Consider the following 20,325-nt stretch of genomic DNA (forward strand, 5'->3'; position numbering starts at 1 on the left):
GGCCGTCCCGGGCCGTCCCGGGTCGTCCGACGACGGCCGGGGTGCAGCACGGCGCTGACCGGGCGGAGTGGTCCCCGCCGGTCAGCGCCGCGTTTCAGCAGGTCGTCAGGACGCCTGCTTGGTCTCCCAGAAGATCTTGTCGATCTGGGCGATCAGGTCGAGCAGCTCCTGGCCCTTGGCCGGGTCCATGGAGCCCTTCGCGCCGGCGGCGCCCGCGGCCTTCGTGGCCTTGTTGAACAGCTCGTGCAGCTCCGGGTACTTCTCGAAGTGCGGCGGCTTGAAGTAGTCGGTCCACAGCACCCAGAGGTGGTGCTTCACGAGCTCCGCGCGCTGCTCCTTGATCAGGACGGCACGGGTCCGGAACTCCGGGTCCTCGTTCGCCTGGTACTTCTCCTGGATCGCCTTGATCGACTCCGCCTCGATCCGAGCCTGAGCCGGGTCGTACACACCGCACGGGAGGTCGCAGTGCGCGGTGGCCTCCAGGAGTGGGCGGCGGAGTGAACGGATGCGCGACAGAAGTCGCATCTTTCCTCCCTGACAGTGGATGCTCCGACGTGCGGAACCCTACTCCGGGGGCGTCGCGCGGGCAGGCGGAGGTGATCGTTGGCACGGGACGGGCGTGGCGCGGAGGTCAACCCGTTGCCGCTGGTTCGGGTGGTCGGGCCGTCGATGGCGCCGACCCTCCGCGGTGGCGACGTGGTGCTGGTCCGGTACGGCGGCAGGCCCCGGGTCGGGGACCTGGTGCTGGTCAGGTGGGCCGCGCGGCCCACCCAGTTGTCGATCAAGCGGGCCGTGCGCGAGGTACCGGGGGGGTGGCACGTGGAGGGGGACAACCCGTTCGCCTCGACCGACTCGCGCGAGCTGGGCGCGGCCGAGGTGGTGGGCACGGTGCGGTTCCGGCTGTGGCCCCGGCCGCGGTCACTGCGTTAACCCGGCTGAGCCGACCTCGCTGTGGTGGCCTCGCTGCGCCGGCCCCTCGGGCCCACCCCGGCGCTATCCCCTCAGCCGCGCGTACCAGGCCTGGCACGCGTCGTACGACGGCAGCAGGCCCGCGTCGCGCGCTTCCTCCAGCGTCGGCGCGTCCGCGTCCTTCGGCGACAGCACCGGCTCCACGTCCGCCGGCCAGGGCAGGTCCACCGACAGCGGGTGCAGGCCGCGCTCGGCCTTCGGGTTGAAGCCCTCCGAGCACAGGTACGAGGCGATCGTCCCGTCCTCCAGCGCCATCAGCGCGTGCCCCAGGCCCTCGGGCACGTACACCGCGTTGAACAGGTCGGGCGACAGCTCCACCGCGTCCCACGTGCCGAACGTCGGTGACCCGACCCGCAGGTCGAACACCACGTCCAGGAACCGCCCGCGCGGGCAGTGGACGTACTTGGCCTGCCCCGGCGGCACGTCCGCGTAGTGCAGCCCCCGCACCACGCCCCGCCGGGACTCGCTGTGGTTGGTCTGCGCGACCCGCAGCGGGTGGCCGACGGCCTCCTCGAACGCCGCGCCCTGGAACGGCGCCACGAACAGCCCTCGGTCGTCCGGGAACACCGAAGGGGTGAACTCGAACGCGCCGGGAATTTTCAGCTCACGTGCCTGCATGCCGGACACCCTAGGGCCCGCCGGCTCTTGACCGATCCTGCCTGCGGAAACTGACCGGTCAGTCCAGAAAACCGGACGTACGTTCTGTGAAAATGGCCTCTGACCTGCGAAAAGACTGTGACCCCCGTCGCAGACAGCGGCGGTTCGCGCTGCCATGCTTGCCCGACACCGCCTTCCAGGGCGGCCGCGCGACCGCGCGTGCCGGCCCGCAGCCAGGCCCCGTCGACCCGCGTGACAACGCCGGTCCCGGTGCGCCACCGCCACTCGCGCACCGCAGGAGGGACTCCCATGACCGCAGTGAACGAACCGCTCACGACCGAGCTGACCGACGACGAGATCTTCAGCGCCCACGAGGGCGGCAAGCTGGGCGTGGGCATCACCGCCTCCCTGGCCGACCCCCGCGCCCTGTCCATCGCCTACACGCCGGGCGTGGCCAGGGTCAGCCGGGCCATCGCCGACGACCCGGGCCTGGCCTCCCGCTACACCTGGGCCCACCGCCTGGTCGCGGTGGTCAGCGACGGCACCGCCGTGCTCGGCCTGGGCGACATCGGCGCCAGCGCCTCCCTCCCGGTCATGGAGGGCAAGGCCGCCCTGTTCAAGACCTTCGGCGGCCTCGACTCGATCCCGCTGGTGCTGAACACCACGGACGTGGACGAGATCGTGGAGACGCTGGTCCGGCTGCGCCCGTCGTTCGGCGCGGTCAACCTGGAGGACGTCGCCGCGCCCCGCTGCTTCGAGCTGGAGGCCCGGCTCATCGAGGCCCTGGACGTGCCGGTCATGCACGACGACCAGCACGGCACCGCGGTCGTCACGCTGGCCGCCCTGCGCGGCGCCAACACCGTCCTCGGCAAGCGCATCGGCGACCAGCGCGTGGTGATCTCCGGCGCGGGCGCGGCCGGCGTGGCCTGCGCGAAGATCCTGATCGCGGCGGGCGCGGGCGAGGTGACGCTGGTCGACTCGCGCGGCATCGTGCACGCGGGCCGCGACGGGCTGAACCCGGTCAAGGCGGAGCTGGCCCAGGTCACCAACGCGAGCGGCCTGCGCGGCGGCATCGCCGAGGCGCTGCGCGGCGCGGACGTGTTCGTCGGCGTGTCGTCGGCCACGGTCGAGGAGGAGCTGATCGCGGGCATGGCGGGCGACGCGATCGTGTTCGCCCTGTCCAACCCCGACCCCGAGGTGCACCCGGAGGTCGCCGGGCGGCACGCCGCCGTGGTCGCCACCGGTCGCAGCGACTTCCCCAACCAGATCAACAACGTGCTCGCCTTCCCCGGCATCTTCCGGGGCGCGCTGGACGCCGGCGCCCGCCGGATCACCGAGGGCATGAAGCTCGCCGCCGCGGACGCCATCGCCGCGGTCGCCGCCGACGACCTGGCCGTCGACCGGATCGTGCCCAGCGCGCTGGACCCCCGGGTCGGGCCCGAAGTGGCCAACGCGGTGGCCTTGGCAGCCCGGCAGGACGGAGTAGCCTGACCCCAAGTCGGAGTTGGGAGAGCTCCGGCCGCATCCGTCCGTACCCCTCGATTGGCAACGAAACCGCCAAGGTGTTGTTTCGTTAACCCGTTGAGGGGTGGGCGATGACGCCCCGAAGCGCTACCGTCCCTCTCCTCGGGTGAATATTGCCCGTGGAGAGGGACGCCGTTTTCGGGTGCGGTCGGGCCGGTCATCCCTGCCGTAGACACGGGAAGGTGGGACCGTGCCCAAGCGGGTTGGACGCGCTCCGGTGGTGCTGGACCCGGCCCGCCCGCCGAACGGCGAGGTGGAGCTGGGCGGCCTCGCGCTGCCCGAGGCGCCCGCGCTGCTGTGCGACCCCAAGGGCGTCGTCATGCGCGCCAACCCCGCCGCGGTCGCGCTGTGCCGCGCCCGGTCCGGGGACGACCTCGTCGGCCGCGAGCTGGCCCGGCTGCTGGTCGGCGAGCCCGACGACCTGCGCCTGCGCCGGGTCGACGGCGAGCTGCTGCCGGTCCGCGTGGTGCGCACCCACGTGCCCGGCACGGGCCTGCACGCCGTGCTCATGGTCGACGTGTCCGACCTGGCCAAGGCCGCCGAGGACCTGCGCGACGAGCAGCGGCGGCTGCGCACCGTGCAGCGGGTCGCCCAGATCGGCTCCTGGGAGTACGACCCGGACACCGGCGTCACGGTCTGGTCCGAGTCGCACTACGAGATGATGGGCGTCAAGCCCGGCGAGGTGGTCCCCGGCGCGCAGGCCGTGCTGGACGTGGTCCACCCCGACGACTACGAGATGGTCGCCAGCTACTGGGCCAACCGCGCGCTCGACGGCAACCCGATCGACATCGTCTACCGGATCGTCCGGCCCGACGGCAGCCTGCGCTGGATCCGCGGCGTCGCCGAGGCCAAGGTGCGGTCGGACGGCCGGACCCAGTTCATCACCGGCTACATCCGCGACATCACCGACCAGCTCACCTCCGACCGCGCCCTGGAGACCGAGCGCGCCCGCCTGCTGGAGGCCCAGCGCATCGCCCGCATGGGCAGCTGGAGCTACGAGTTCCCGGCCAAGGCGGGCCGGTCCGGCACCGTGCACCGCAGCGAGGTGCTGCTGGAGATGTACGCCGAGCTGGGCGTCGTGCCCGACGACGACCTGCTGTGCGGCGTGCACCCGGAGGACCGGGGCCTGCTGGAGGACCTGCGCCGCAGGCTGCTGCGCAACGACGACGCCGACGGCGGGCGGACGCTGGAGGCCGAGGTCCGCAGCGAACTGGGCGACCGCGTGTACGTGTGCCGGGCGCGCGCCGAGGCCGAGGGCGGCCGGATCACCCGCCTGCACGGCACCGTCCAGGACGTCACCGAGGCCCGCGCGATGGAGCGGCAGCTGCGCGCCGACCGCCGCCGCCTCGCCGACGCGCAGCGCGCCGCCCAGCTCGGCGTCTGGGAGTGGAACCTCCAGACCGGCGAGGTGGTCTGGTCGGAGATGATGTCCCAGCTGTTCGGCGTGCCGCGCGAGGAGCACACCCACTACCAGACCTACCTGGACCTGGTGCACCCCGACGACCGGGCGTGGGTCGACGACCTGTGGCAGCAGCTCGCGGGCGAGGAGGTCCCCATCCAGCTGGAGCACCGGCTCGTGCGCCGCGACGGCAAGGTGCGCGTGTTCCGCTGCTACGGCGTGGTGGTCAAGGGCCCGGACGGCAGGCCGCTCGCGGTCGGCACGGCGCAGGACATCACCGAGCAGCGGGCCACCGAGACCCGCATGAAGCGGTCCAGCCAGCGCTTCGCCGACCTGGTGTCGCTCACGCCCGTGGGCATCGGCCTGTTCGACGAGGGCGAGCGGCTGGTCGACGCCAACGACGCGCTGTGCGACCTGCTCGGCATGGACCTGGAGCAGCTGCGCGGCATGACCGCGGGCCGGCTCACCCACCCCGACGACAGCGGCAACCCGCTGCCGCCGATCGACGAGATGTCCGCGCCGGGCGCCGAGCGCTCGTTCAAGATCCCGCAGCGCATCCTGGTGCGCCGCGACGGCGTGCAGGTGTACTGCGAGCTGCACATCGCGCTGTCCGTGCAGGACGACGGCCGCCGGTTCTGGCTGATCGTGTTCCAGGACATCACCGAGCGCCGCCGCACCGCGGAGGCCCTGCGCCACCAGGCCACGCACGACGAGCTGACCGGCCTGCCCAACCGGGCGCTGGTCAAGGAGATGCTGGCGGACCTGCTGGCGTCGCCGAAGCGGTCCAAGGTCGCGGTGCTGTTCTGCGACATCGACAACTTCAAGCGGGTCAACGACTCGCTCGGCCACGACGCGGGCGACGAGCTGCTGGTCGCGCTGGCCAGGCGGCTGGAGGGCGGGCTGCCCGGCAGCTGCACCGCCGCCCGGCTGTCCGGCGACGAGTACGTGATCATCTGCCAGGACATCGACGAGGTCGGCGGCGTGGACAAGCTGGCCACCACCGTGGCGGGCCTGCTGCGCACGGCCGTCCCGGTGCACGGCCAGCTCGTCCGGGTGTCGGCGTCGATCGGCGCGGCCGTGCCCAACGGGTCCCGGGCCACCGGCAACGACCTGCTGCGCTTCGCCGACGCGGCCATGTTCGAGGCCAAGCGCGCCGGCGCGGGCCGCGTGTCGCTGGCGTCCGCCGCGCTCATCGCCTCCGCCGACCGGCAGGTCCACCTGGAGGGGCAGCTGCGGGAGGCGCTCCAGCACGACGGGCTGGCGCTGCACTTCCAGCCGGTGGTCGGCGTGGACGGCGCGGTGCTGACCGCGGAGGCGCTGGTGCGCTGGCCGCACCCGGACCGCGGGCTGCTGCCGCCGGACATCTTCCTGCCCGTGGCCGAGCAGGGCGACCTGCTGCGCGAGCTGGACCGGTGGGTGCTGCGCACGGCGCTGAAGGAGGCGGCGGGCTGGCCGTCGCCCGGCGGCCGGGCCGTGTCGGTGGCGGTGAACCTGGCCGGGCTCGTGCCGGGCGACCCCGAGTTCGTCGACATCGTGGCCAACGCGATCGCCGAGGCGGGCATCGAGTGGGACCGCGTGGTGCTGGAGCTGGTCGAGACCGCGCTGGTCGACCTGCCGTCGCGGGTGCGGCAGTCGATGGACGAGCTGGTGGGCCGCGGCATCAGGTTCGCGGTGGACGACTTCGGCACCGGCTACTCGTCGCTGGCCAGGCTCAAGGACCTCCCGGCGCAGATCATCAAGGTCGACCGGCGGTTCGTGTCGGGCGTGGGCAACGACTCGTCGGACTTCGCCGTGGCCAAGGCCGTGGTGGACATGGCGCGGGCGATGGGCCGCGAGTGCGTGGCCGAGGGCGTCGAGACCGCGACCCAGTTCCACGTGCTGCGCGGCGTCGGCGTGGACGCGTACCAGGGCTGGCTGTTCTCCCGGCCCGTGCCGCCCAAGGAGTTCCGGGCGGTGCTGGCGCTGGGCCCCTTGCACATACCCCGCGCCGGCTGATTCGGGATACTCCACGATCGGGTGATGACGTGGAGTTGGGGGATGGTGCGGTGGACCCGGCACGGATGATCGCCGACCTGGAGGCCAGGGCGCGTGACCTCGCCCGGCGGGCGCGGGAGGTGCGGGAGGGCGTCCACGCGGTGGAGGCCGTGGTCAGCTCGCCCGACGGGGTGGTGACCGCGACCGTGGGGCCCAGCGGGGCGCTGCGGGGGATCCGGTTCGCGCTGCCCGCCTCGGGGATCCCGGACGACCGGCTCGGCGAGGTGGTGATGGAGACCGTCCGCCGGGCGCAGGCCGAGGTGGCGCGGCGGGTGGCGGAGGTCGTGGGGGTCGAGTTCGGGGGGACCGAGGCGGTGGAGTTCATCACCGGGTTCGCGCCGGGGGGTGGTGGTGGGGCGCCGGTGAGCGGGGGGCCCGGGGTGAGCGGGATGTCGGGGGTCGCGGGGGTTGCGGGGGGCGCGGCGACGCCGGGGCGGCACCGGGTGGTCGCAGGGGCGGCGGGGGTGGCGGGCGTGCCCGGGGTGCCGGGGACGCCGGGTGTGGCCGGTGGGCCCGCGGCGCCGGAGGTCCCCGACGTGCCCGACGTGTCCGACGTGCCGTTGCCGCGCAGCCTGTGGTGCCCGGAGGACGGCGGTGAGGCGGGGCGGTGAGCGGTCTCGACGTGCGGTCCGGCGTCGACCTCGGCGGTGACGCGTTCGGCGTGCTCCTGAGGCCCTTCGCCGACGCCGCGGCGCGGGCGGTGGAGGAGGTCCGGCGGTCCGGTCCGGACGTCGAGGTGGGCGAGCCGTCCCGGGCCGCCCGGAGCCGCGGGCTGGCCGCCGCGTGGCTGGACACGCTCGGCGCGGTCCTCGACCCGCTGTCCGCGCTGGCCGAGGCCGACCTGGGGTGGCTGGTCGAGCACGTCGCCTTCCTGCGCGCGCCGCTGGACTGGCTCGCCGGCGACGGCGCGCGGATCAAGGACGCGGTCGCCCGGTGGCGGCAGGCGTCGATCGACCTCGACGGCCTCGCCCGCGCGCGGCGGGACGAGGTGGAGGTGCACGTGTCCGGGTGGGCGCCGCACGCGGCGGAGGCGTTCCGGCGCGCGCGTGAGGCGTGGGTGGACGAGGCGTTGGCCGCCTCGCGGCGGTGCGCCGCGGTCGCCGACCACGTGTCGATGGCGGGCACCGCCGCGGCCGCCGTGCGCGGTGTGGTGCGCGACCTGGTCGTCATGTTCGCCCGCGAGGTGGTGCGCAACGCCGCCGTCGCGCTGGCCGCGGCCGAGTCGAGCGGCGGGACGTCGGTGGCGGACTTCACCGCGTGGGCGGTCGGGCGGGCGGCGGCCGTGCTGGCGCGGATCACCGAGCAGGTCGCGAAGCTGCTGGGCGCGGTCGCTCGCCTCCTCGGGCGGCTGGAGGAACTCGCCCGCTCCGGGTGACCGGCCACTTGTGCCAACACGGGTACTTGTCGACAAGTCGTCCGCGATACTCACGAACCGGCGTCAGAGGACAACGGGGGGTGACCGGGTGAACCCTGAACGGGTGATCGCGGACCTGGAGGCGAGGGCGCGTGACCTCGCCCGGCGGTCGCAGGACATGCAGGAGCGGATCCGGGACGCGGCGGCGACCGTGCGCTCGAACGACGGCGCGGTGACCGTCACGGTGGCGCCCAACGGGGCGCTCCAGCACATCGAGTTCTCGCCGCGCGCGACCGAGTTCTCGCACGTCCAGCTGGGCCAGGCGGTCATGGACGCGGTCCGGCGGGCGCAGGCGCGGGCCGCCCGCCAGGTGGCGGCCGCGGTCGAGCCGCAGTTCGGCGGCACGGAGGCGATGGACTTCCTGACCGCGTTCATCCCGGAGGAGGAGGCGCCGCCCGCGCCGGTGGCGGACGGGGAGGGCGGCGGCGTGCTGCGGCAGGACGCGTGGGGCGCCCCGCCGAGGCCCCCGGCCCGACCCGCGCGGGGGCGCGACGAACCCGACGACGAGGACGGCTTCGGGACGGTGCTGCGGTGAGCGGGTTCCGGGTCGAGGCGGGGCAGCTGCGGTCGTTCGCCGGTGGTCAGGAGGGGCGGCAGGAGGAGGTCGCGGCGGTCGCGGACGGCGTGGCGGGGATCGAACTCGGCGGTGAGGCGTTCGGGCAGCTGCTCCAGTTCTTCGCCGACGACGCGCGGCTGGCGGCCGCCGAGGCCACGGAGAAGATCAGGGAACTGGCCGCCGCCTACGGCGAGGCGGCGGGTGACACCGTCGCGACGGCCACGCGCTACGACGACGTCGAGGACGGCAACCGGGAGCGGTTCGGGGGAGGCAGCTGATGGGGGACGACGGCCTGATCACGGGGATCGACACCGGCAAACCGCTCACGCCGGACAACTTCGCCGGCGCGGGCGTCTTCGAATCCGGTGCGCAGGTGTACGACTCCCTGGGGCGCGCCGTGAAGGAGGGCGACTGGGGCGAGTTCGGCATGAACGTGGGTGCCCTCACCCTCGACGGCTTCGGCATGATGATCGACCCGCTGGGCTCGCTCGCCACGGCCGGCATCGGGTGGCTGATCGAGCACATCAGCTTCCTGCGCGAAGGGCTGGACAAGCTCGCCGGCGACGGCGACAAGATCAAGGAGGCGGTCGCCGGCTGGAACAAGGCGGCCGCGGCCCTCGACGGCATCGCCCAAGCTCAGCACGACGCGGTCGAGAACCAGGTCAGGGCGTGGGAGCAGGCGGCGGCCGACGCGTTCCGGCAGAGCCAGGGCCGGTTGGTGCGGGAGACGCTGCAGACGAGCCGGACGTGCGTCGCCGTCGCCGAGTCGGTCGCGTCCGCCGGCACCCTCACGGCGACCGTGCGCGGCATGATCCGCGACCTCGTCGCGGTACTCGTCTGGGAGATCATCCGCAACGCGGCCATCGCGCTCGCCTCGTCGGTGGTGAGCTTCGGCAGCTCCGTCGCCGCCTTCGCCGCCTGGGCGGTCGGCCGCGCCGCCGTCGTGCTCGGCAAGATCACCCAGCTGATCGCGAAGCTCCTGAGGGCGGTGACCCGCATCCTCAGCCGGATGAAGGGCGCGCTCGGCGCCCTCGGCGACGCCCTCGAGGGCCTGGGCAGGTTCGGCCGGGGCACGGGCGCCGGCGGCACCACCCGCGCCGCCGGCGCGCAGGCCGCGGACGCGCCCCCGGTCAGGTTCCAGGGCGTGGAGGAGGCCGGGAAGCGCATGGAGGACTGGGGCAACGCGCGCCCGACTCCGGGCGACGTGGGCTCCAAGGTCGCCGACGCGGGCAGGCAGTTCGGCCGTGCCTACAGCGACGCCGGCAAGACCTGGGAGAGGGCCACGAAGAACGTGACGGTCCAGAGGGCGAAGTTCGGCGAAGCGGCGGTGGACGCCTACACCCCGTTCAAGCCGCTCGACCGCGGGGACGGCACGCCGATGCCTCACTCGGTCCCCAGCGTGACCGACGGCGCCTTCCAGACCAAGCTCGCCGCCGACTACTCGCGGGAAGCCGCGAAGCAGGACGAGTTGGAGAACGAGGGGCGCGAGGACCCCGCGTTCAAGCGCCGGACCGGGTACCTGGACCGGTGAACAGGGGCCTGAACGCGGGACTCGCCGTCGCCGCCCTGCTGTGCCTCGTCCCCGGCGGGTTCCTGCTCGGGGCGGCGTCGCTCAGGTGGCTGGGGATCGCCCTGGTCGTCGTGGGGTTCTTCACCCTGCTGCTGACGGTGATGGCCCTCTGGAAGGGCGTGTCGGCGTTCTTCGGGGCCGTGGCCGTGGCCGTCGTCGTGATCGGGACCTCCGTCGTGCAGGGCCACCCGCTGTGGCTCTCCGCCTTCGGGGAGACGCGCACCGACTGCCGGGTGCTGGATTCGAGGCACGTCAGGAGCAGCTCGGCGGCCTCCTACACCGTCCACACCGTGCGCTGCGGTGACCTCCGCATCGAGTACGAGCCGTACCAGACGGCTTCGGAGCACATCGGGGACATGGGCGAGGAGACGTCCCTGGTGTTCGACCGCACCGGTCTGATGAACCCGGTGCGGCCGTCCGACGTCTCCGGCGCGAGCTGGTGGCCGGTGCCGGCGGGCTTGCTCCTGGGGTCGCTGTTCGTCGCCCTCGCCTTCACCCGGTCGCGTGGGCAGGACCTCGGCGGCCGGCCCGCCGGCACCCGGACCGGCGAGTAGAGGGGAGGCGACGAGGCGGTGGAAGGGACACCTGGACGGATGAGGGGCAGGGGCGTTTGGGTCGCGGTGGCGGTGCTGTGCTTGACGGCGCAGTTCGCCACCGGTCTGTTCGCCATGGGCAACACCAACAAGGCGGTCGGCTTCGTCACGCTGTTCGCGGGTTTCGCGGGCTTCCTGCTCGCGATCCTCCAGATGCGGGTCAAGGGTCCGCTGATCCTGGCTGGGCTCGTCGTCTTCTTCGGCGCGGTGGTGGCCTCCGCCACGACCTCGCACGCGCTGTACCTGGCGGTGTTCGGGCGGACCGCCGAGTGCGAGGTCCTCCGGGTGTACGAGGTCGACACGTCCAGGACCAGCTCCGAGCCCTGGTACTCGCTCCAGTGCGGTGACCGTCGTCTCGACGACGTGGAACTCGACACGTACAACCACCCACTGGACCAGGAGGGCGACCGCATCCCCGTCGTGCTGGACCGCAACGACCTGGTGTCCCCGGCCCGGCCGGGCGACGTGGGGACGGCCGGGGTGTGGCTGCTGCCGCTCGCCCTCGTGGCCGCGCTCGGGTTCGTCGCCTTCGCCGCCACCCGGCGGCCGCGAGAGCGGGACCGGGGTTCAGCCGGCTGACGCCCGCACCCGCGGCAGCACGGCGGCGACGCGGTGCCGCGGCAGGTCGATCAGCCTCAGCTCCAACTCGTCCTCGTCCTCGGCGTGCCGGTCGACGAGGTCGCGCGCCTCCCGCTTGGTCAGCTTCCCGCGCGACGCGGTGACCAGGGCCTCCCGCCACACGTTGCCGAGCTTGCCGTGGGCCCTCGACAGCACCTCGCGCACGGCCAGGCCGCCCGCGTCCAGGGTGCCCGCCAGCACCTGGTCCGCCACCACGACGCAGTGCTTGCCGTCCGGGGTGGAGCGGAGGAACTTCAGCGCGAACCTCGTGTCCACCAAGGACATCAGCGAGCGTTGGCCCTTCTCCGATGCCACGTCCGGGTGGTTGTTCGGCACCAGCGCGGCCATCCGGCCCGGCGAGCACGCCAGCAGCGTCCGCAGCAGCCACGGGCCCGGGTCGCCGGACAGGTCCACGGCCAGGGACGCCGCGCCCTTGCCCACCGGGTCGGCCCACCCGGGTTGGCGCGGCTTCGGCGGGGGCGACGACTCGGGGCGCGGCGCCAGGTCCACCAGCGCCTGCAACGCCCGCGAACCGGGACCGGTCGCCTCCACCGACTGCGGGCCGTGGGTGTAGATGGCGGTCTTCGGCGGCGTGCCCGCCGAGCGGCGGGTCGTGGGCCGGCACACGTACAGGTCCGCCGCGCTGCCGATGGCCTGCGCGCCGTCGAACCGGTGGAACGCGGGCAGGATCGCCTCGAACACCAGGCCCAGCTTCTGGAGCTCCTGCTGCACCTTCAGGCCGAGCGCGGGGGTGCGCTCGCTGAACCCGTGCGCCAGCACGACCCGGCCCTTGCCGAGGTCGGCCAGGCACTCGACCGCGCGGGACGCGAACAGCGCCATGCCCTCCGGCGTGTACGGCGGGTCGCTGAACACCAGGTCCGCCGACTCCAGCACGGCGGGCGGCAGCCCGAACCGGAAGTCGGCGTGCAGCGCCCGCACCGGCCACCCGCGCTCACCGGCCCGGGTCGCGATGTGCTCCAGCAGCCGGTCGTCCACGTCCACCACCACGACCGACACGGCCGGGTTCACCGCGCACACCGCCAGTGACGTCAGGTCGTGGTCGCCCAGGCACAGCAGCGTCCGCCCGGCCAGGTCGTAGGTCGCGTCCAGCCACAACGCGCGCCGCAGCGCGGTTTCCGGCGTCGCCTGCACGTGGTCCAGCGCGGCCAGCGGCGGCGGCACGTCGGCGATGTCCGCCCGGATCGACCGCAGCTCGGCGGCGTGCCCGCGCACCACCTCGTCCAGCGGGTCGGGCAGGTCGCCGCCCGTCCGGAACACCGCGTAGTCGGCCGCCTTCGCGGGTGTCACGCGGTGGCGGTCACCACTGGTCTCCAAATCGTCACCGATCGCGGTCAACAACTCCTGCACGGTGCGCCGGGGCACTGCGGGAAGCCGCACCAGCTCCGCCAGCGGGCGCCAGTCGTCGATCAGCAGGTCCAGCACGCGACGGAGCTTGCGGGAGTGCACGCCTCGCGCGGCCAGCAGGGCGCGCACTGGTTCGGTTGCCACAAACGGTGCAGCCTACTGACCGAATGATGGAACGCCGTGCCCTGGTCCGGGTGACGGGCTAGGGTCGTTCGACACTTGATACCCACCGGCAGGAGGACCACGGGTGATCGAGTTCCGCGACGTGACCAAGCGGTTCGACGACGGCACCACCGCGGTCGACGGCCTGGACCTGGTGGTCGAGGCGGGCACGATCACGGTTTTCGTCGGACCGTCAGGGTGCGGCAAGACCACGTCGCTGCGCATGGTGAACCGGATGATCGACCCCACCTCGGGCACGGTGCTGGTGGACGGCCGCGACGTGATGGGCGTGGACCCGCCGGCGCTGCGGCGCGGCATCGGGTACGTCATCCAGCAGGCGGGCCTGTTCCCGCACCGGACCGTGCTGGACAACGTGGCCACCGTGCCGCTGCTCACCGGGCGGACGCGGCGCGAGGCGCGGGCGCGGGCCGCCGAGCTGCTGGAGCTGGTCGGCCTGCCCGCCGAGCTGGGCAAGCGCTACCCCGTGCAGCTGTCCGGCGGGCAGCAGCAGCGCGTCGGCGTGGCGCGGGCGCTGGCCGCCGACCCGCCGGTGCTGCTGATGGACGAGCCGTTCAGCGCCGTGGACCCCGTGGTGCGCGAGGGGTTGCAGGACGAGCTGCTGAGGCTCCAGGCCGAATTGGACAAGACGATCGTGTTCGTCACCCACGACATCGACGAGGCCGTGCGCATCGGCGAGAAGGTGGCCGTGATGCGCGTCGGCGGCGTGCTCGCGCAGTACGCGCCGCCCGCCGAGCTGCTGTCCCACCCCGCCGACGACTTCGTGGCGGGCTTCGTGGGCAAGGACCGCGGCTACCGCAGCCTGTCCTTTGTGGACGCTTCCGGGGTGGAGGTGGCCGAGGCGCCGGTCGCCGACGGGCAGGTCCCCGGCGACGGGTGGCGGCTCCTGGTCGGCGAGGACCGCAGGCCGAGCGGCTGGGTCGCGCCGGACGGCGCGCTCGTGCCCGGCGGCTCGCTCTACGAGGTGGGCGCGCCGGCGCGGGGCGCGCTGGACTCCGCGCTGTCCTCGCCGTCCGGCCTGGGCGTGGCCGTCGACGCCGAGGGCAGGCTGGCGGGCGTGGTCACCGCGCGGCAGGTGCTGGACGTGATCGAGCGCGCCCGTGGGTGAGATCGGGGACTACCTCGCGGACGCGGGCACGCGGGCGGCGCTGGTGGACATGTTGCTCGACCACGTCTACCTGTCGCTCGTGCCGCTGCTGGTGTCGGTGGTGCTGGCGGTCGTGCTCGGCCTGCTGTGCCACCGGTTCCGGCGGGTGCGGTCGGCGCTGATCGGGCTGTCCAACGCCGTCTACACGATCCCGTCGCTGGCGCTGTTCGCGATCATCCCGGCGGTCATCGGCACGCAGGTGCTCGACCCGCTCAACGTGATCATCGCGCTCACCGTCTACACCACGGCCCTGCTCGTGCGGCCGGTCGCGGACGCGCTGGACGCCGTGCCCGAGCACATCACGGCCGCCGCCACCGCGATGGGCTTCCGGCCGCTGCGCCGGTTCCTGGCCGTGGAGCTGCCGCTGGCCGTGCCGGTGCTCGCGGCGGGCGTGCGGGTCGGGTCCGTGAGCAACATCAGCCTGGTCAGCGTCGGCGCGCTGATCGGCACCGGCGGCCTGGGCGCGCTGTTCACCGACGGGTTCCGCCAGCGCTACCTCGCGCCGATCATCGTCGGCATCGTGCTGACGCTGGTGCTCGCCCTGGTGGTCGACCTGCTGCTGGTGCTGCTGCGCGACGTGCTGACCCCGTGGACGAGGGCGGGCCGGTCGTGATCTTCGCGGACGCCTTCGCGTGGCTGGTCGACCCGGTCAACTGGACCGGCTCGAAGTCGATCCCGGTGCGGGTCGGCGTGCACCTGCTGTACTGCCTGGGCGCGGTGCTCGGCGCGGCCGCGATCGCGGTGCCGCTCGGCCTGTACGTCGGGCACACCGGGCGCGGCGGCGTGGTGCTGGTGGGCGTCGGCAACGCCCTGCGCGCGCTGCCGACGCTGGGCCTGGTGACGTTCCTGTACCTGGTGGCGGGCGGCGGCGCGGTCGGCGTGCTGATCGGCCTGGTGGTGCTGGCGGTGCCGCCGATCCTGGCGGGCACGTACGCGGGCATCCAGGACGTGGACCGCGGGGTGGTGGACGCCGCGCGCGGCATGGGCATGACCGGCGCGCAGCGGCTGTGGCGGGTGGAGGTGCCGAACGCGCTGCCCCTGCTCGTCGGCGGCCTGCGCAACGCCACGCTCCAGGTCGTCGCCACCGCTTCGGTGGCGGCGTACGTGGGTATCGAGACGCTGGGCCGTCCGCTGCTGGACGGGCTGCGGGTGCTGGACTACGGGCAGTTCGTCGGTGGCGCGGTGCTCATCGCGCTGCTCGCGGTCGTGCTGGACGTCCTGCTCGCGGGGCTGGGGCGGCTGGTCGTCCCCGCCGGGCTGAGGCTGCGGACGCAGCCGGGTCGCCGGAGGAGCCGGTGACCGTCGAATCGGGAGGAAGCACGGCATGAAGCGCACGTGGGCCGTCATCGCCGCGGCGGCCGCGCTGGTCGTCACCGCGTGCGGGTCGAAAGAGGACCTGAGCGGGGCGAACCAGCAGGCGGAGTCCGGTGAGGTCGTGGTCGGCTCGGCCGACTTCACCGAGAACAAGGTCCTGGCCGAGATCTACGCCGGCGCGCTGCGGGCGACGGGCGCGACCGTGTCGGTCAAGGCCGGCATCGGCGCGCGCGAGCTGGTGGTGAAGGCGTTGCAGGACAAGTCGCTCGGCGTGGTGCCGGAGTACAGCGGCAACCTGCTCAACTACTTCGACAAGACCAACACCACGACCGGGTCGGAGGAGGTCTACGAGGCGCTGAAGGCCAAGACCCCGTCGGGCCTGGAGGTGCTGGCGAAGTCGCCGGCGGAGGACAAGGACGTCCTCGTGGTCACCAAGGAGACCGCGGACTCCGGCGTGAAGTCGATCGCGGACCTCGGCTCGGGCAAGTACGCGCTCGGCGCGGCCGGCGAGTGGGCGCAGCGCTGGCAGGCCAAGGTCAACGAGCTGTACGGGGTGACGTTCACCGAGATCAAGACCACCGACGCGGGCGGGCCGGTGACCGTGGACGCGCTGAAGAACGGCGAGGTGCAGGTGGCGAACCTGTACACCACGTCGGCGGACATCGAGGCCAACGGGTTCGTGCAGCTGGAGGACCCGAAGACCATGTACCCGGCGCAGAACGTGGTGCCGCTGCTGCGGTCGGACGCGGTCGACGCCAAGGGCAAGGAGGCGCTGGACAAGGTGTCGGCGGCGCTGACCACCGAGGTCCTGGCCGACCTGGTGAAGCAGGTGGACGTGGACAAGAAGACCATCGCCAACGTGGCGGCGGACTTCCTGAAGAACGTCTCGCTGTAACCTGCACCCCGACGGCCCGGTCCCCCCTCGGGGAGCCGGGCCGTCGCACTACCCGGACCCGCGACCCCGGGTGTCCCGAACGTACGACTCACCAGTCCCGAACGTACGACTCGCGGTGCCTGAACGTACGACTCGCGGGGTCTGAACGCATGACACGCGAGGTCTGAACGCATGACACGCGCGTGTCATGCGCTCAAGTCGGGCGTGTCATGCAGTCGGGACCGGCGTGTCATGCGTTCAGGTTGGGTGAGTCGTACGTTCGGGGTGGGTGAGTCGTACGGTCCGGGTGGGTGTGTTGGGCGTTCAGGGGTGCGGGGTTGGGCGGCCCGAGATGCGGGTGGTCAGTTCGTCGGCCGAGCGGCGGACTTCGGTGGCCAGGTCGGGCCAGGTCTCGCCGCACTCCGGGTCGCAGGTGTGCCGGAACGTCACGGTGATCGCGGCGATCGGTCGTTGGCCGTGGTCGAACACCGGGGCCGCCACCGAGGCGAAGCCCGCCGTCACGTAGCCGTCCTCCACGGACCAGCCCCGGCGGCGCTCGGCGGTCAGCAGGGCGCGGAGGGCGGGCAGGTTGGCGGGGCCCCGGCCGGTCCGGTCCACGAACGAGGAGACGGCGGGGAACAGGGCCCTCACCTGCGCCGCGGGCAGCCGCGCCAGCACCGCCCGGCCCGACGCGGTCAGGTGCGCCGGCAGCCGCACGCCCACGTCCGACACGATCGTGGTCGGCTGCCGGGGCTGCTCGCGCACCAGGTACAGCGACTCGGCGCCGTGCAGCACGCCCAGGTGCGCGGTGCGGCCCACCGAGTCCACCAGGCGCCGCAGGACGGGGCCCGCCAGCCGCTCCAGCGGGTCGTGCCGCAGGTAGGCCGACCCGAGTTCGAACGCGGCCACGCCCAGCCCGTACCGCCGCTCCTCGGGGAAGTGGGTCGCGAACCCGGCCGCCGCCAGCTCCGCGAGCAGGTGGTAGGTGGTGGACCGGGGCAGGGACAGCTCGCGGGCCACCGCCGCCGCCGACAGCGGTCCCGGCCTGCTCGCCAGCAGCCGCAGCACGGCGAGTCCCCGGCGCAGCGCCGGCACGTCGCTGCTGGCTCCCACGGACCCATTCTCAACAAATCGGCGGCCGGGCGCATTGGAGGGGCATGACGACGAGCTTCGAGGAGTTCGCCGCGGCGCAGGTGACCCCGCTGCTGCGCTACGCCACCGTCCTCACCGGCGACCCGCACCTGGCCCAGGACGTGGTCCAGGAGTGCCTGCTGCGGGCGCAGCAGCGCTGGTCGCGCATCAGCGGTGTGGACGCGCCGGCGGCCTACCTCAAGCGCATGGTGACCAACGAGTACCTGAGCTGGCGGCGACGCCTCAAGCCGCACCTCCCGCTGACCGGGGTCGACCCGCCCCAACCGGACACCACCGGCCACTACGACGAGCGGGAGGCCATGCTCCAGCGCATCGACAAGCTGCCGCGCAAGCAGAAGGCGGCCGTGGTCCTGCGCTTCTACGAGGGCTGCGACGACGCCGAGATCGCCGCGACGCTGGGCTGCTCCCAGGTCACGGTCCGCAGCCACATCTCCCGCGCGCTGGCCACCCTGCGCGCGGCCGAGAAGGTGAAGGAGGCGCTGTGAGCCACACCGAGAAGCTGATCGCCGAGGCCCTGCGGCTGCGCGCCGAGCGCACCCCGCCGCCCGGACCCGTGCTCGCCGCCCTGCACCGGCCGCGCCGCGCCCGCAAGCCGTTGTTCCTGGTCCTGGCCACCGCCGGCACGGTCGCCGCGGCCGTCGTCGCGGTCACCACGGTGGCCAGGCCGCCCGCCGCCGAGCAGGCGCCGCCGGCGGTCCCGATCACCACGACGGAGCGGGTGGACCCGGGTCCGACCGTGCGGACGGTGGCGCTGGAGTACAGCCCGACGTGGCTGCCGGACGGCTTCACCCAGTGGCAGCGCAGCAACGCCCCCCACGGCTCGGAGCGCTCGTACCAGCGGGCCGGCGCGCCGAACGCCGTCGCGTCGCTGATCGGTTTCCGCGTCCACAAGGAGGCCGTCGACGCGCTCGCCGCCTCGATGGAGACGGCCCTGGACCGGGTCACGGTCGCCGGCGCCCCCGGCTTCTTCACCGGCGGCGCGCTCTACTGGCGGGTCGGTGAGGACCGGTTCCTGAGCGTCGCCACCCAGGAGGTGCCCGACGCGCGCGCCACGGCCCTGCGGGTCGCCGAGTCCGTCCGGCCGGACGACCGGGCGGTCCGCGTGCCCGTGTCCTTCGGCGGCTCGACCGACTTCACGATCTCCGACATGGGCACCGACAACTGGAGCGCGCAGGGGACCGCGAAGCACGAGGGGCGCGATTACGTCGTCTCCCTCTCCACCGCCCCCTACCTGGCCAACGCGGCGCGCGAGCTGACCGTGCGGGGCCGCCCCGCGCAGTACTACGAGGTCAGCGGCGGCCTGCTCAACGTGGACCTCGGCGGCGGGCGGTACCTCGGCGTGTCGAACTCGACCTCGGCCCGCGGGGTGGCCCCGCCCGAGGCGCTGGCCGAGGTCGCCGAGCTCGTCGTGGTGGACCCGGACCCGCAGGCCGACTGGTAGGCGTCTGGGATACCAGACGGGATCCGGGGTTCCCCGGTCGTGCGGACCCGGCCGGCGGGTTGAGATGGGCACATGCAGCAACCCGTGCAGCTGGGTCCGAAGCCCCTGACCCGCGCCGACGTCCACGCCGTCGCCCGCGAGGGCGCGCGCGTGGAGATCACGGACGCGGCGCGCGAGGCGCTCACCGCCGCCCGCGCGCACATCGACCGCCTGGCGACGGCCGACCGGCCCACCTACGGCGTGTCCACGGGGTTCGGCGCGCTCGCGGTCCGGCACATCCCGCCGGACCGCCGCGCCGCGCTCCAGCAGTCCCTGGTCCGCTCGCACGCGGCGGGCGCGGGCCCCGAGGTGGAGCGCGAGGTCGTCCGCGCCCTGGTCCTCCTGCGCCTGAAGACGCTCGCCGGCGGCCACACCGGCGTCCGGCCGGCGACCGCCGAGGCGATGGCCGCCATGCTCAACGCGGGCATCACGCCGGTGGTGCGCGAGTTCGGCTCGCTCGGCTGCTCCGGCGACCTCGCGCCGCTGTCGGCCGCCGCCCTGGCGCTGACCGGCGAGGGCGAGGTCCGCGACGCGACCGGCGCCCTGCTGCCCGCCGCCGACGCGCTGGCCGCGGCCGGCCTGGAGCCCGTCCGGCTGGCCGAGAAGGAGGGCCTGGCGCTGATCAACGGCACCGACGGCATGCTCGGGATGCTGGTGCTGGCGATCGCCGACCTGCACCGCCTGCTGGACGTGGCCGACCTGACCGCCGCGATGAGCGTGGAGGCCCTGCTGGGCACCGACCGGGTCTTCGCCGCCGACCTCCAGGCGCTGCGCCCGCACCCCGGCCAGGGGCTCTCGGCCCGGCGCATGGCCGCGTTCCTGGAGGGCTCGGAGATCGTGGCCAGCCACCGCGGCCCGGACTGCACCCGCGTGCAGGACGCCTACTCGCTGCGCTGCTCGCCCCAGGTGCACGGGGCCGCCCGCGACACCGTCGCCTACGCCGAGACCGTCGCGGACCGCGAGCTGGCCGCCGCCGTGGACAACCCGGTGGTGCTGCCCGACGGCCGGGTCGAGTCCAACGGCAACTTCCACGGCGCGCCGCTGGCGTACGTGCTGGACTTCCTGGCCATCCCGACCGCGGACGTGGCGAGCATCGCCGAGCGCCGCACCGACCGGATGCTCGACGTGCACCGCTCGCACGGCCTGCCGCCGTTCCTGGCGCACGACCCGGGCGTCGACTCCGGCCACATGATCGCCCAGTACACCCAGGCCGCGATCGTGAGCGAGCTGAAGCGCCTGGCGGTCCCGGCGAGCGTGGACTCCATCCCGAGCAGCGCCATGCAGGAGGACCACGTCTCCATGGGCTGGTCCGCCGCCCGCAAGCTGCGCAAGGCCGTGGACGGGCTGCGGACCGTGCTGGCGATCGAGCTGGTCACCGCCGCCCGCGCCCTCGACCTGCGCCACCCCCTCGAGCCCGCACCCGCCACCGCGGCGGCCGTCGCGACGCTCCGCGAGGTCGTGCCGGGCCCCGGCCCGGACCGCCACCTCGCCCCGGAGATCGCCGCCGCCGAGGAGCTGATCAGAAGTGGAGCGATCTGA

General features: G+C 73.8%; 21 protein-coding genes. 17 read left to right on the plus strand and 4 right to left on the minus strand.

The genetic code is table 11. The annotated features are described in order from the left end of the window. Positions 1-105 precede the first annotated feature (105 nt). Complete coding sequence (gene sodN, locus ACFV4N_RS10595; protein WP_499672236.1) at positions 106-525, minus strand: superoxide dismutase, Ni; 420 nt, start codon at positions 523-525, stop codon at positions 106-108. A 114-nt stretch (positions 526-639) separates the two neighbouring features. On the opposite strand from sodN, the gene ACFV4N_RS10600 reads away from it, so the two are divergent. Beyond that, positions 640-930, plus strand: coding sequence for a S26 family signal peptidase (locus ACFV4N_RS10600; RefSeq protein ID WP_499672237.1), 291 nt, complete (start codon positions 640-642; stop codon positions 928-930). Between the two features lie 63 nt (positions 931-993). On the opposite strand, the gene ACFV4N_RS10605 is transcribed toward ACFV4N_RS10600, so the two are convergent. Then, the gene (locus tag ACFV4N_RS10605) at positions 994-1,587 is read right to left on the minus strand and encodes a dTDP-4-dehydrorhamnose 3,5-epimerase family protein (RefSeq protein WP_499672238.1); all 594 of its coding nucleotides are present in this window, start codon (positions 1,585-1,587) and stop codon (positions 994-996) included. Between the two features lie 288 nt (positions 1,588-1,875). Between ACFV4N_RS10605 and ACFV4N_RS10610 the strand changes: the two genes are divergently transcribed. The 9 genes from ACFV4N_RS10610 to ACFV4N_RS10650 all read left to right on the plus strand — a co-directional run bounded on the left by ACFV4N_RS10610 (position 1,876) and on the right by ACFV4N_RS10650 (position 11,235). Then, the gene (locus ACFV4N_RS10610; protein WP_499672239.1) at positions 1,876-3,057 is read left to right on the plus strand and encodes an NAD(P)-dependent malic enzyme; all 1,182 of its coding nucleotides are present in this window, start codon (positions 1,876-1,878) and stop codon (positions 3,055-3,057) included. Positions 3,058-3,280: 223 nt separating this feature from the next. Continuing rightward, the gene (locus ACFV4N_RS10615; RefSeq protein ID WP_499672240.1) at positions 3,281-6,484 is read left to right on the plus strand and encodes a putative bifunctional diguanylate cyclase/phosphodiesterase; all 3,204 of its coding nucleotides are present in this window, start codon (positions 3,281-3,283) and stop codon (positions 6,482-6,484) included. Between the two features lie 50 nt (positions 6,485-6,534). Next, positions 6,535-7,134 (plus strand): YbaB/EbfC family nucleoid-associated protein, encoded by a 600-nt coding sequence (locus ACFV4N_RS10620; protein ID WP_499672241.1) that lies wholly within the window; start codon positions 6,535-6,537, stop codon positions 7,132-7,134. Next, complete coding sequence (locus ACFV4N_RS10625) at positions 7,131-7,898, plus strand: hypothetical protein (protein WP_499672242.1); 768 nt, start codon at positions 7,131-7,133, stop codon at positions 7,896-7,898. The genes ACFV4N_RS10620 and ACFV4N_RS10625 overlap by 4 nt, the downstream gene beginning before the upstream one ends. 88 nt (positions 7,899-7,986) lie before the next feature. Continuing rightward, positions 7,987-8,472: a YbaB/EbfC family nucleoid-associated protein gene (locus ACFV4N_RS10630; RefSeq protein ID WP_499672243.1), complete on the plus strand. Its 486-nt coding sequence runs from the start codon at positions 7,987-7,989 to the stop codon at positions 8,470-8,472. Next, positions 8,469-8,771: a type VII secretion target gene (locus tag ACFV4N_RS10635; RefSeq protein ID WP_499672244.1), complete on the plus strand. Its 303-nt coding sequence runs from the start codon at positions 8,469-8,471 to the stop codon at positions 8,769-8,771. Before ACFV4N_RS10630 ends, ACFV4N_RS10635 begins: the two co-directional genes overlap by 4 nt. Then, positions 8,771-10,024: a hypothetical protein gene (locus ACFV4N_RS10640; RefSeq protein ID WP_499672245.1), complete on the plus strand. Its 1,254-nt coding sequence runs from the start codon at positions 8,771-8,773 to the stop codon at positions 10,022-10,024. The genes ACFV4N_RS10635 and ACFV4N_RS10640 overlap by 1 nt, the downstream gene beginning before the upstream one ends. After that, positions 10,021-10,617 (plus strand): hypothetical protein, encoded by a 597-nt coding sequence (locus ACFV4N_RS10645; RefSeq protein ID WP_499672246.1) that lies wholly within the window; start codon positions 10,021-10,023, stop codon positions 10,615-10,617. Before ACFV4N_RS10640 ends, ACFV4N_RS10645 begins: the two co-directional genes overlap by 4 nt. A gap of 39 nt (positions 10,618-10,656) precedes the next feature. Then, complete coding sequence (locus tag ACFV4N_RS10650; RefSeq protein WP_499672247.1) at positions 10,657-11,235, plus strand: hypothetical protein; 579 nt, start codon at positions 10,657-10,659, stop codon at positions 11,233-11,235. Here ACFV4N_RS10650 and ACFV4N_RS10655 read toward each other — a convergent pair. Further along, complete coding sequence (locus tag ACFV4N_RS10655; protein ID WP_499672248.1) at positions 11,224-12,783, minus strand: bis-aminopropyl spermidine synthase family protein; 1,560 nt, start codon at positions 12,781-12,783, stop codon at positions 11,224-11,226. The genes ACFV4N_RS10650 and ACFV4N_RS10655 overlap by 12 nt on opposite strands. A 103-nt stretch (positions 12,784-12,886) precedes the next feature. On the opposite strand from ACFV4N_RS10655, the gene ACFV4N_RS10660 reads away from it, so the two are divergent. From ACFV4N_RS10660 to ACFV4N_RS10675, 4 genes are read left to right on the plus strand one after another with little or no spacing between them, the layout of a single operon-like run. Then, entirely contained in the window at positions 12,887-13,927 is a 1,041-nt protein-coding gene (locus ACFV4N_RS10660; RefSeq protein WP_499672249.1) for an ABC transporter ATP-binding protein, read from the plus strand. Between the two features lie 49 nt (positions 13,928-13,976). Then, positions 13,977-14,579, plus strand: coding sequence for an ABC transporter permease (locus ACFV4N_RS10665; protein ID WP_499672270.1), 603 nt, complete (start codon positions 13,977-13,979; stop codon positions 14,577-14,579). Continuing rightward, positions 14,555-15,265, plus strand: a complete 711-nt coding sequence (locus tag ACFV4N_RS10670) for an ABC transporter permease (RefSeq protein WP_499672250.1) — start codon at positions 14,555-14,557, stop codon at positions 15,263-15,265. Before ACFV4N_RS10665 ends, ACFV4N_RS10670 begins: the two co-directional genes overlap by 25 nt. 25 nt (positions 15,266-15,290) lie before the next feature. After that, positions 15,291-16,175, plus strand: coding sequence for an ABC transporter substrate-binding protein (locus tag ACFV4N_RS10675; RefSeq protein ID WP_499672251.1), 885 nt, complete (start codon positions 15,291-15,293; stop codon positions 16,173-16,175). A 303-nt stretch (positions 16,176-16,478) separates the two neighbouring features. On the opposite strand, the gene ACFV4N_RS10680 is transcribed toward ACFV4N_RS10675, so the two are convergent. Continuing rightward, positions 16,479-17,267, minus strand: coding sequence for an IclR family transcriptional regulator (locus tag ACFV4N_RS10680; protein ID WP_499672252.1), 789 nt, complete (start codon positions 17,265-17,267; stop codon positions 16,479-16,481). A gap of 44 nt (positions 17,268-17,311) precedes the next feature. On the opposite strand from ACFV4N_RS10680, the gene ACFV4N_RS10685 reads away from it, so the two are divergent. The 3 genes from ACFV4N_RS10685 to hutH all read left to right on the plus strand — a co-directional run bounded on the left by ACFV4N_RS10685 (position 17,312) and on the right by hutH (position 20,325). After that, positions 17,312-17,791 carry a SigE family RNA polymerase sigma factor gene (locus tag ACFV4N_RS10685; protein ID WP_499672253.1) on the plus strand — a complete coding sequence of 160 codons (480 nt, stop codon included), beginning with the start codon at positions 17,312-17,314 and terminating at the stop codon, positions 17,789-17,791. Beyond that, positions 17,788-18,747, plus strand: coding sequence for a hypothetical protein (locus ACFV4N_RS10690; protein WP_499672254.1), 960 nt, complete (start codon positions 17,788-17,790; stop codon positions 18,745-18,747). The genes ACFV4N_RS10685 and ACFV4N_RS10690 overlap by 4 nt, the downstream gene beginning before the upstream one ends. Before the next feature lie 72 nt (positions 18,748-18,819). Then, the gene (gene hutH / locus ACFV4N_RS10695; RefSeq protein WP_499672255.1) at positions 18,820-20,325 is read left to right on the plus strand and encodes a histidine ammonia-lyase; all 1,506 of its coding nucleotides are present in this window, start codon (positions 18,820-18,822) and stop codon (positions 20,323-20,325) included.

This window comes from Actinosynnema sp. NPDC059797 (assembly GCF_042732085.1).
Classification (GTDB): domain Bacteria; phylum Actinomycetota; class Actinomycetes; order Mycobacteriales; family Pseudonocardiaceae; genus Actinosynnema.